The sequence below is a fragment of the Subdoligranulum sp. APC924/74 genome, from assembly GCF_003324125.1.
GTDB lineage: Bacteria > Bacillota > Clostridia > Oscillospirales > Ruminococcaceae > Gemmiger > Gemmiger qucibialis.
In genome coordinates this window covers 45,582-56,167 of record NZ_PSQF01000012.1, presented here as the reverse complement: position 1 = coordinate 56,167, position 10,586 = coordinate 45,582, and the positions used below count along the sequence as shown (strand labels likewise).

Here is a 10,586-nt window from a genome sequence, read left to right as displayed (position 1 = left end):
GTATTATCTGCGCTTTTGGCTTAGCATCTGCCGCACCTCGCTCGCCGTATCGGCACTTAGAATTATGCGGTATTGCCTTAACATCCGTTTTATAATAGACAGCAGCCCCCGTACCGATGTGCGCACAAAATCATCGGTGCGGGGGCTGCTGCTTTATGATTTTATTATGGCTTCAGGTTATTTATCCTTATTGTCCTTGTGGAACGCCACATAGAAGCAGAGGATGAGCCCCGCGCACATGGCCGCTGTGGAGATGATGAACGGCACCAGCGTTTGGGTACCCAAAAAGCTGCCCAGCAGGCCGTTAATGCCATTATAGTTCCAGGGGTTCATAACGGCATAGATAAAGCAGAACGAAGAAAACACAAGGCCAACCAACGTCAGCAGCAGGCCACATAACAGTTTGGGTTCCATAGCTTTCCCTACTCTTCATAATACATTTTATTTCCTGTTCTTGCAACCATCAATGTCTCGCTTACCGAACCGCTGATGGTTGATCTCACAGCATTTTATCCAGCAGCGGCCAAAGCGCCTGGGTGTTGGCGTTGAACTGGGGGTAAAAATCATCCTGGATGGAATAATCAAAATACAGGGCGCGTGCAATGCGGCGGGCGGCGGGCAGATAGCGCGGGTTTTCGCGTCCGCCTGCCTGCTGCAGCTTATCCGAAAGCTGGGTACACACCACAGCCCACCGGGCGTCAATCCCGGCGCGGGCGGTGATGGCGGCATCGTCCAGGTAATTTTGCAGGGTGCGCTGTTCCTGCGCGGATACGCGGGCACCGCACAATGGCAGCTGCACGTAATATTCCATGGCGGCTGTTGCCGGGTCAATGGCCTGGCCCAGCGGGTAAAGAGCGCAGGCCAGCGGGCGGGCGGCGTGGATGGTGCAGGCATCGGCCTCAAAAAAGGGGCAGTTGCCTGTGCGGGCATTGGGGCGCAGCACCACGGCAGGCAAAAGGGTCTGCGGGGCAAACTCCTGCTTGCAAAAAGCATCCGCCGTCAAGCGCGGGGGCAGGCTCAGGCGGCGGGCAATGCGGTACAGGTCATAACCGGAAAGCACCAGGTCCCGCCGGTTACGGCAGCAGTCCCCGCAGCCTGCACAGACAAAGTCAAATGGCTCCCCTGCCGCCAGCCGCGGGCACTGGGCCAGCGCAGCGGCAGATTCGGCACGGCCCGGTTCTGTCACAGGCGCACCTCCAGTGGGGTCTGTTCGCCATCCGCCATGGCGCGCACAGCCTTAAAGGCGCTTTCCACCATGCTGGCCACGTTCACATCGGTATAAAACGCGGTATGCGGGGTAAAGATCACATTCGGGAAGCTGCGCAGCATGGCAAGTTCGCGGTTCTGCAGCGCATCGCCCATATGGTTAAAGTAGAACAGGCCGTTCTCATTTTCCACAACGTCCAGGCCGGCTGCGCCGATCTTGCCGCTTTCCAGCCCGTTTATCAGCGCTTCCGGATCAATCAGGGTGCCGCGGGCGGTGTTGATCAGCACAACGCCGTTTTTCATCTTGGCAATAGCGTTGGCATCGATCATATGGCGGTTGGCGGCGGTGGCGTTGGTGTGCAGGGTGATGATATCACAGCTCTTGTACAGGGTATCCAGGTCCACATACTCCGCATACTGGCGTGCTTCATCGTTGGGGTACAGGTCGTAAGCCAACAGCTTGCAGCCAAAGCCGCTTAAGTGGCGCAGCACAGTGCGGCCAATGTTGCCGGTGCCGATCACACCCACCGTCATACGGGTGATATCGCGGCCCATCTTGCCGCTTAAGGAATAATCCTGGGCATCGGCACGGCGCAGAATCTGGCCCACTTTGCGGTTGCACATCAGCATCAGCATAATGGCATAATCGGCCACACCTGCCGGCGGATACCAGGAATGGGAGATGCGCATGCCAAGCTCCTTGGCTTTCTGCTGCGGGATATGGTCATAGCCAATGCTGCGGCAGGGCAGGAATTTGACCCCCATCGCGGCCCAGGCTTCCAGATATTCCGGTGCAATCAGGCAGGGGTTGGTGCTGACGGCATCGCAGCCTTTGGCAAGTTCCAGGTTATCCGGCGTGGGGACCTCTGCGGTATAGGCATAATCAATGCCGTACTGTTTGCTGTATGGCTCACAATAGGCTTGCTCGTCGAAAGGACGGAGGGCATAAAACATGATCTTCATGGTATAACCTCCTTAATAATAGGGTTACAAAAACAGCTTCTTCATGGGGCTGCTCAAATCACAGGGTAAAATCCAGGGTCTCCCCCAGCCAGCCCATGCACAGGGGCAGCCAGGCGTTGTTATGCTTGTTAGGGGTGTTGACCTCGTTGGTACAGGTGCTGGAGCCATGGCCGCCATGGGTGAACAGGTGCAGCTCAAACGGCACGTTGTTCTCTTTCAGGGCGCCTGCCAGCAGCAGGCTGTTTTCCACGGGTACAGCCTGATCTTCCACGGTGTGCCAGATGAAGAAAGGCGGCACATCGGGGCGCACCTGGTTTTCCAGGCTCATGGTCTGCAGCAGGGCTTCATCCGCGCCGCACAGGTTCTCAAAAGAGCCGCGGTGGGCAAACTTGCCGCTGGAGATAACGGGGTACCCCAGCACCACCGCATTGGGGCGGGCTTCGGTTCCGGTAATACCAAGGGCCTGCTGCACGGGAGCTGCATCCCACAGCAGGGCGGTGGAAGCCGCCAGGTGGGCACCGGCAGAAAAGCCGACGATGGTGATCTTATCCGCCGCAATGCGCAGATCCGCCGCATTCCGGCGCAGGTACAGGATAGCGGACGCGGCTTCGGTCAGCGGCTGCCACAGCAGCGGGGCATGGTCGGTGGAATAAATCAGGGTGAACACATGGTAGCCGGCCTGCAAAAACTGGACGGCAACAGGGTCCGCTTCGCGCGGGGAGCAGTAGCGGTAGCCGCCGCCGGGCAGGATCAGCACTGCCGGGCGGGTGTTGTAGCTGGGCATTTCGGTGGTTTCGTCACGCAGGTAGCCGGTCAGCATGGCACCGGTGGCAAGTTTATGTTCTACAAATTTCATAACATCAGGCTCCTAATGATAAATATGAAGATACAGTTATTAGGATAGCGCAAAAAATGTGCTTTGAAAAGCCTTTTTCTGTATTTTACATACAGTTTTTTAACTTTTTGTAAAAAGGGCAATCAGGACTTGCACTTTGCGGGTAAGAGTGCTAATATATGCTTAGCACTTAAAGCACGCGAGTGCTAAACCATAAAATATATAAAAGTGAGGTCATTGTAACTATGGCAATGCATCAGTTTAAGGCCGAGAGCAAAAAGCTGCTTGACCTGATGATCAATTCTATTTATACCAACCGCGAGATCTTCCTGCGCGAGCTGATCTCCAACGCATCGGATGCCTGCGACAAGCTGTATTTCAAGAGCCTGACGGACACCTCCATCAACGTAAAAAAAGAAGACCTGCACATTCATATTGCAGCCGATAAAGAGAACCGCACCCTGACCATCAGCGATAACGGCATTGGCATGACTAAGGATGAGCTGGAAAAGAACCTTGGCACCATTGCCCGCTCCGGCAGCCAGGACTTTAAGGCAAGCAATCAGAACGAGAATATTGACATCATCGGTCAGTTCGGCGTTGGCTTCTACTCCGCTTTCATGGTTGCCAGCAAGGTGACCGTTGTTTCCCGCGCGGAGGGCAGCGAGGAAGCCTGGCAGTGGTCGTCCTCCGGCGTGGAGGGCTACACCCTGACCGAAGCCGAAAAGCCGGAAGTTGGCACCGAGATCACCCTGGTGCTGAAAGAGGACACCGAAACCGACAAATACAGCGAATATCTGGACGAGTACACCATCTCCGGCCTGGTCAAGAAGTACAGCGATTACATCCGCTACCCCATTACCATGTACCGCGAGAAGAGCCGCCAGAAGCCGAAGCCGGAGGACGCCGGTGACGACTATAAGCCGGAGTACGAAACCTACACCGAGCTGGAAACCCTGAACAGCATGGTGCCCATCTGGAAGCGCGACAAGAAAGATGTAAAGCCGGAAGAATACAACGAGTTCTACAAGAGCAAATTCATGGATTATTCCGACCCGCTGCGCGTGATTACCAGCCGCACCGAGGGCACCGCAACCTACACCGCCCTGCTGTTTGTGCCCGGCCAGACGCCGTATGATTACTACACCAAGGAGTACGAGAAGGGCCTAGCCCTGTACGCTTCCGGCGTTATGATCATGGAAAAATGCGCTGACCTGCTGCCGGATTACTTCAGCTTTATCAAGGGCGTTGTGGACAGCGAGGACCTGAGCCTGAACATCAGCCGTGAAACGCTGCAGAAAGACGGCCAGGTAAAGCTGATCCGCAACAGCCTGGAAAAGAAGATCAAGAACGAACTGCACGCCATGCTGGTGAACGACCGCGAAAAGTACGAAACCTTCTGGAAAGCATTTGGCCGCCAGATCAAGTTTGGCGTTTACGGCGATTACGGCATGCACAAAGACCTGCTTTCCGACCTGCTGATGTTCTACTCTGCCAAGGAGCAGAAGCTCATCACGCTGGATGAATACATTGAGAAGATGCCGGAAGGCCAGAAGGCCATTTACTTTGCCGCTGGTGACGAGGCAGCCCGCCTGGGCAAACTGCCCAACGCACAGCTGGTGCTGAGCAAGGGCTATGACCTGCTGCTGTGCAGCGAGGATGTGGATGAATTCTGCCTGCAGATCATGCACGACTACAAGGAAAAGGAATTCAAAAACATCAACTCCGGCGATCTGGGCCTGGAAACCGAGGAAGAAAAGAAGGCTGCCGAGGAGACCGCAACCGAAAACAAGGACCTGTTTGAGGAGATCAAGAAGGCCCTGAACGGCAAGATCAAAGATGTGAAGGTCAACCCGACTTTGCAGGATCACCCGGTATCGCTTTCCAGCGAGGGCGGTATTTCCATGGAGATGGAAAAGATCCTGCGCAAGATGCCTGCCGGCGGCGAGGGCATGGAGAGCACCAAGGTGCTGGAGCTGAACCCCAACCACGCCGTGTTTGGTGCGCTGAAAGCCGCTCATGAGGCCGGTGACACCGACAAGATCAATAAGTACGCCGAGCTGCTGTACGACCAGGCTCTGCTGATTGAGGGCCTGCCGCTGGAAGACCCCGTTGCCTACGCACAGCTGGTCTGCGACTTGATGAAGTAATGGCAGCCAGGCTTTACGCCAGACAATTCAAGGTAACACCGCACAATTCCCGCCGGACGGCTTAAGCACCGCTCCGGCGGCTGCGGCACGGCATCTGCGTTGCCAAAATGCTCGATAAGACATCCAGTATTATCTGCGCTTTTGGCTTAGCAGCTGCCGCACCTCGCTCGCCGTATCGGCACTTAGAATTATGCGGTATTGCCTTAACATAGCATAACAATCCCCCGCCGGGCGGTGCTTCAAAGTGCTTTGCCCGGCGGGGGATTTGTTTTTTGGGTATTATTTTTCGTTTTCGTCTTTGGCCAGTGGCAGCTGCATCATCACTTTTGCACCGTGAGGGTCCCGGTTGACAAACTGCACGCTGCCGCCGTGGGCGTTTATGATTTGCTCCACCACATGCAGGCCCAGAATATGCGGGGCGTTCTCCCCTTCCGGTTCGCCGTTCAGCACGGCCAGCACGCTTTGCGGGTAGCCGGTGCCGTCATCCTGTATGGTCAGGTGCAGCGTTGTTTCGTCGGCATCCGCGTGGAAAGCCAGCGTGATCGGCCCCGCATTATGGCGCACGGCGTTTTGCAGCACATTTTCCAGCGCACGGGTCAGCAGAGCGGCATCAGCGTGCAGGATGGCGGTTTCTACTGCCGGGGTAATGCTGCAATCCAGTGTGCAGCGGGCGGCCAGGGGGTTCTCACAAAAAGCCGCCACTACCCGGCGCAAAAACGGCCCCGCCTGGGTGGACTGGCGGCGCAGGGGCTGGGCGCCGTATTGCAGCTTGCTGGTCAGGTTCAGGTCCTCAATCAGGCTGCGGATTTTTTCGCACTGGGTGCAGATGCCGCCCGCTTTCTGTCTGGCTGCTGCGGGCAGGGTGGCATCCCGCTGCAGCTGTTCCGCCCAGCCCAGGATCAGTGCCAGCGGAGTGCGGATATCATGGCTGACCCCGGCGATCCACTCGGTTCGGGCGGTATCCCGCCGGGCAATGATCTCATTGCGGCGGCGCAGCTGCTCGCTGGTTTCGTTCAGCTTTTGGGCAAGCTCCCCCGCAAAGCCGGCGGCAGGCAGGCTGACCGTACCGCCCTGCGCCAAGGTATCCAGCCCGGCTGTTACGGTTTGCAGGCTTTTGCTCCCGCGCCAGCTGAAGAACAGGCAGCACCCCAGCACCACCAGCAGGAGCTCCACCATGGTGGGCTGAATGCTTTTGGCCAGCATTATTATCATTTTTTGCTTCATGTCGATGTTATACTTCCAGCAGGTTCCAACCGGTTCCGCCACAACAAACAGCCCGTAATCCGCCGCCCAGCACTGCACGGGGTAATCGGCCAGGTACCAGTGGGAGAACACGGCAACTTCCGATGCCGTGTACCGGTGATTCAGCTTTTGCGGCAGGTCTTGCTGCCAGATGACATTGCCATTATCGTCCAGCACCATGGCCCAGGCATAGCCCTGCATCCATTCCGCCGGGGTATGTTCCCGACCCCATTGCAGGCCGGTTTCGGTTTGTTTTAGGGCATCAGCCAAGGCGCCGACCCGGTAGCCTGTTGCATCCACCGCGTTGGACTTGAACCCCACATAAAAAATCTGCCCCACCAGCAAACCGCCCACCAGCAGCACAATAGCGGCTGTGGCCAGCACATAGCGGCGGATCAGGGCTGCAAAAGTTTTCATTGTGCGCTCTCCTCTGCCAATTTATAGCCGATGCCCCGCACCGTTAAAAGGTACTGCGGCTTGCTGGGGTTGGGTTCCAGCTTTTCCCGCAGGTGGCGGATGTGAACATTCAGGCTGTTCTCGTACCCGTAATAGTCTGCCCCCCACACGGCTTCGCACACCGCGTCATAAGTAACGATATGGCCGCGGTTTTCGGCCAGCTTTTGCAGCAGAGCGCGCTCGGTGGCCGTCAGGGGCTGGGCGGTGCCATCCGGCAGGCGGACCAAAGCATCGGCCAGATACACCGTGCGCTGGCCCAGCTGGAGCGTTTTTGCGGCAGTCCGCCACAGTTCGCCCCGATAGCAGCGCTACAAAATGCGCTGGATGCGCAGCAAAAGCTCCTGCGTTAAAAACGGCTTGGTCAGGTAGTCGTCCGCGCCCAGGCCCAGACCAAACAGCCGGTCGGCGTCAGCATCGCGGGCAGAAAGAAAAAGCGCCGGGATATCCGCCATGCTGTGCAGCGTGCGGAACAGGGTAAAGCCGTCCCCATCCGGCAGGTTGATGTCCAAAATCATCAGGTCCGGGCGGTTGGCGGCAAATGCCGCTTGGGCCGCTGCGCAGCCGGTGCAGGCGGTCAGCTGGTTGTAGCCGGTGCTGCGCAGCGCCGTGGTAACAAGGTTCAGCAGATCCTGGTTGTCATCCACAATCAAAATTTTAGCATCATAAATGGTTTGCATGGGTGCGCCCCCTTTGTGCTTTTAGGCAATACCGCATAATTCTAAGTGCCGATACGGCGAGCGAGGTGCGGCAGCTGCTAGGCCAAAAGCGCAGATAATACTGGAGTCTTATCGAGCATTTTGGCAACGCAGATGCCGTGCCGCAGCCGCCGGAGCGGTGCTTAAGCCGTCAGGCGGGAATTGTGCGGTATTGCCTTTATTATAATACGAGCACCGGGCTGCCGATAGAGCCGCCGGACAGAATTAAGCTAAACTTAAGCTGGGCTTTGTGGCAGGTTAAGGTCGGCGTGTTACCATGCCTTTGTTCCCAAAAGATGAACAAAGGAGTGTTAGCCATGCAATATGTAATTGAAACAAAACGGCTGTGCAAAACCTATGGTGGCCGCACCGTGGTTCACAATCTGGACCTGCATGTTCCGCAGGGGTGTGTGTATGGTTTTATTGGGCCAAATGGCGCGGGTAAATCTACCAGCATGAAAATGCTGCTGGGGCTGGTTCACCCCACGGCGGGCAGCGTGGCTCTGCTGGGCCGCACATTGACGGAGCGTACCCGGCTGGAGCTGCTGCGCCAGACCGGCAGTTTGATTGAGTCGCCATCCGGCTACCTGCACCTTACTGCGCAGGAAAACCTTGAAATTGTAGCCGACCTGAAAGGCGTGCCCTACAAAGACATCGACCGCGTGCTGGAAATTGTACACCTGCAGGCAGACCGAAAGCGCAAGGTAGGGCAGTATTCCCTTGGCATGAAACAGCGCCTGGGCATTGCCATGGCTCTGCTGGGCAGCCCCAGGCTGCTGATCCTGGATGAACCCACCAACGGTCTTGACCCGGCTGGCATCCAGGAAATGCGTGCATTGATCCACGATATGCCAGATGCCTGCGGTGCCACGGTGCTGATTTCCAGCCATTTGCTGGGCGAGATAGAGCAGATTGTGAGCCAGGTGGGCATCATCAACCACGGCCAGCTGCTGTTTGAAGGCCCGCTGGCGGAATTGCAGCGCCACAGCCGCGGCAATGTTGTTCTGCGCCTGCTGGCTCCGGACCGCGGGGCCGCCGTGCTGCGCCGCTACGGCCTGACCCCGCAGCCTGCGGACAACAGCTGCCTGCTGCCCACCATGGAGGATGCCCGCCTGGCCGCGCTGGTGCAGGATCTTGCCGCCGAGGGGGCCGGGGTGGTTGGCGTGGAGCGGCAGACCAAGAATCTGGAAGAGATTTTCCTGAGCCTGACCAACACGCAAACCGGCAAGGAGGTGGGCTGACATGTACACAAGCATCCGCGCCGAGCTGCAAAAGGCCCGCCGCCGGCATGATCTGATTGTCTGCCTGCTGGTGCCGGTCATGGCGCTGCTTTGGTGCCAGTCCGCTGCGCCGACCGGTGCTGACGAGCTGGCATCCGCTTATAGTGCCCTGTTTTACAGCCTGCCCATCATCAATACCATTTTAATGCCGTTGGCCATGGCGATTCTGGCAAGCAGGCTTTGGGATGTGGAAGTCAAAGGCTGTACGCCCAAACTGCTGTATACCCTGCAAAGCCGCCGCAGCCTGTTTGCCGCAAAGGCAGTGCTGGGGCTGGCGGAGATCTTTTTGATCGTCACGCTGGAAGCTGCGGGCGCCCCGCTGATCGGGCACTTGCAGCATTACACGCAGCCCTACCCCGCCGCAGGCCAGGCTGCCTATCTCTGGGGCTGCACCTTTGCCGTGGACTGCATGATTTTTTTCTCTGAGCTGCTTTTGACAGTGCTGCTGGCCAATCCCCTGCCCGCTTTGTGTGTGGGCATTCTTGGCACGCTGCTGGGACTGTTCAGTGCCTTTATGCCGGCATGGGTCGGCTATTTTGTGCCGTGGGGGTATTTTATCCCTCTGAACACCTACCGGATTGCGGACTGGGACCAGGCCAGCAAAGTAGTCACCTACATGATTGTGCCGTTCCAGTGGCCGCTGCTGGTTGCCACGGTGGTTTTGGCCGGTATTTTGTTTTTTGCCGCGTGGTATGCCATGCGGAACAAGGAGGTGTGACCCATGCTGCTGCGTTGTATCCGTGCAGAAAACCGCAAACTGCACGCTTCGCCCATCTGGTTTATGTTTTTTATTCTGCCCATCATTTCCGCCGGGTACGGAACCTTCAACTACCTGCAAAACCTTGAAATTTTGCGGGACGGCTGGTACAGTCTGTGGACCCAGCACACACTATTTTACTCGCTGTTTTTCTTCCCCTGCATGGTGGCGGTATACGCGGCGTACCTGTGGCGGCTGGAGCACATAGGCCACAACTGGAACCTGATTATGGCGGAGCCGGTGCCGCCCTTTTACCTGTTCCTTGCCAAGTTGCTTGTGGTGACAAAGCTGGTACTGCTGACTCAGGCATTTGTGTTTGTATTGTACTGGTTCTGCGGCCGGGTGTTCGCCGGGTTCACAGCGCCCCCGCCGGCCATTACCATCTTTTACCTGGTGCGCAGTGTACTGGGCGGGCTGGCCGTGGTGGCGGCGCAGCTGCTATTTTCCATGGTGATCCGCAGCTTTGCCTTGCCGGTGTTTTTGGGGCTGGCCGGGGGTGTTTCCGGCATGCTGCTGGCCAGCCGGGGCTACTGGTACGCCTGGCCCTATTGCCTGATGCAGCGCGGCATGAACGCTAACCAGAGCAGTGATATGCTGGCGGACAGCTACCTAGGCTTCGCTTTGGCCTGTGTTGGCTGGCTGGCGCTGATTTTGCTTGCGGTCCAGCTGCTGTTGAGCCACCAGGATGTAAAGGTCCGGTAAAGGCTGCACCGGCTTTGCCGCGCATTTTGACCGCTTTTGTAAAATTGCCTCAAAAAAAGCGGATATTTTTGGGGGTTAATGGGTTTTATTTGCCGGGCAGGTATGATATAATAAGCCAGGTTTGCGGCCAGCTTTGCCGCACTGCCAGTTTGAACGTATTTCCCGAACGTGTGCCTGCCCCGCGCATGGCACCGTTTGACCACGGTGTATCTGAAAAGTCGAAAATATCGTTTATTTCTACAAACACAGCGAGATTTTGCGTTAAAAAGCCTTGGAATCCACAAAGGATTCCGGCGGCTC

The 10,586-nt window shown here is 57.1% G+C and carries 9 protein-coding genes and 1 pseudogene; 4 read left to right on the top strand and 6 right to left on the bottom strand.

Annotation, left to right across the window (positions count from 1 at the left end):
- Positions 1 to 177: 177 nt before the first annotated feature.
- The 4 genes from C4885_RS05485 to C4885_RS05470 all read right to left on the bottom strand — a co-directional run bounded on the left by C4885_RS05485 (position 178) and on the right by C4885_RS05470 (position 3,025).
- Positions 178 to 414: a hypothetical protein gene (locus C4885_RS05485; protein WP_113999364.1), complete on the bottom strand. Its 237-nt coding sequence runs from the start codon at positions 412 to 414 to the stop codon at positions 178 to 180.
- 85 nt (positions 415 to 499) lie between these two features.
- Positions 500 to 1,186, bottom strand: a complete 687-nt coding sequence (locus C4885_RS05480) for a YkgJ family cysteine cluster protein (RefSeq protein ID WP_113999363.1) — start codon at positions 1,184 to 1,186, stop codon at positions 500 to 502.
- Entirely contained in the window at positions 1,183 to 2,169 is a 987-nt protein-coding gene (locus C4885_RS05475) for a D-isomer specific 2-hydroxyacid dehydrogenase family protein (RefSeq protein WP_113999362.1), read from the bottom strand. Before C4885_RS05475 ends, C4885_RS05480 begins: the two co-directional genes overlap by 4 nt.
- A gap of 58 nt (positions 2,170 to 2,227) precedes the next feature.
- Positions 2,228 to 3,025, bottom strand: a complete 798-nt coding sequence (locus C4885_RS05470; RefSeq protein WP_113999361.1) for an alpha/beta hydrolase — start codon at positions 3,023 to 3,025, stop codon at positions 2,228 to 2,230.
- Between the two features lie 224 nt (positions 3,026 to 3,249).
- Here C4885_RS05470 and htpG point away from each other — a divergent pair, with 224 nt between their 5' ends.
- Positions 3,250 to 5,154 (top strand): molecular chaperone HtpG, encoded by a 1,905-nt coding sequence (htpG, locus tag C4885_RS05465; RefSeq protein ID WP_113999360.1) that lies wholly within the window; start codon positions 3,250 to 3,252, stop codon positions 5,152 to 5,154.
- Positions 5,155 to 5,433: 279 nt separating this feature from the next.
- Here the strand turns inward: htpG and C4885_RS05460 are convergent, their stop codons facing one another.
- A complete protein-coding gene (locus tag C4885_RS05460; protein WP_113999359.1) occupies positions 5,434 to 6,813 on the bottom strand; it encodes a sensor histidine kinase KdpD in 1,380 nt (459 codons plus the stop codon).
- A pseudogene (locus C4885_RS05455) lies at positions 6,810 to 7,529 on the bottom strand (response regulator transcription factor). The gene C4885_RS05460 and the pseudogene C4885_RS05455 overlap by 4 nt, the downstream one beginning before the upstream one ends.
- A gap of 335 nt (positions 7,530 to 7,864) precedes the next feature.
- Between C4885_RS05455 and C4885_RS05450 the strand changes: the two are divergent.
- Genes C4885_RS05450 through C4885_RS05440 form a run of 3 tightly spaced genes read left to right on the top strand, consistent with a single transcriptional unit; the run spans position 7,865 to position 10,286 of the window.
- Positions 7,865 to 8,788, top strand: a complete 924-nt coding sequence (locus tag C4885_RS05450) for an ABC transporter ATP-binding protein (protein ID WP_113999358.1) — start codon at positions 7,865 to 7,867, stop codon at positions 8,786 to 8,788.
- Position 8,789: 1 nt separating this feature from the next.
- Positions 8,790 to 9,545 (top strand): ABC transporter permease, encoded by a 756-nt coding sequence (locus tag C4885_RS05445; RefSeq protein ID WP_113999357.1) that lies wholly within the window; start codon positions 8,790 to 8,792, stop codon positions 9,543 to 9,545.
- Between the two features lie 3 nt (positions 9,546 to 9,548).
- Complete coding sequence (locus C4885_RS05440; protein WP_113999356.1) at positions 9,549 to 10,286, top strand: ABC transporter permease; 738 nt, start codon at positions 9,549 to 9,551, stop codon at positions 10,284 to 10,286.
- Positions 10,287 to 10,586: the final 300 nt, after the last annotated feature.

Coding starts and splice junctions, on each gene's coding strand:
- C4885_RS05485 (WP_113999364.1), bottom strand. CDS start 414: ATGGAACCCAAACTGTTATGTGGCCTGCTGCTGACGTTGGTTGGCCTT.
- C4885_RS05475 (WP_113999362.1), bottom strand. CDS start 2,169: ATGAAGATCATGTTTTATGCCCTCCGTCCTTTCGACGAGCAAGCCTAT.
- C4885_RS05470 (WP_113999361.1), bottom strand. CDS start 3,025: ATGAAATTTGTAGAACATAAACTTGCCACCGGTGCCATGCTGACCGGC.
- htpG (WP_113999360.1), top strand. CDS start 3,250: ATGGCAATGCATCAGTTTAAGGCCGAGAGCAAAAAGCTGCTTGACCTG.
- C4885_RS05460 (WP_113999359.1), bottom strand. CDS start 6,813: ATGAAAACTTTTGCAGCCCTGATCCGCCGCTATGTGCTGGCCACAGCC.
- C4885_RS05450 (WP_113999358.1), top strand. CDS start 7,865: ATGCAATATGTAATTGAAACAAAACGGCTGTGCAAAACCTATGGTGGC.
- C4885_RS05445 (WP_113999357.1), top strand. CDS start 8,790: ATGTACACAAGCATCCGCGCCGAGCTGCAAAAGGCCCGCCGCCGGCAT.
- C4885_RS05440 (WP_113999356.1), top strand. CDS start 9,549: ATGCTGCTGCGTTGTATCCGTGCAGAAAACCGCAAACTGCACGCTTCG.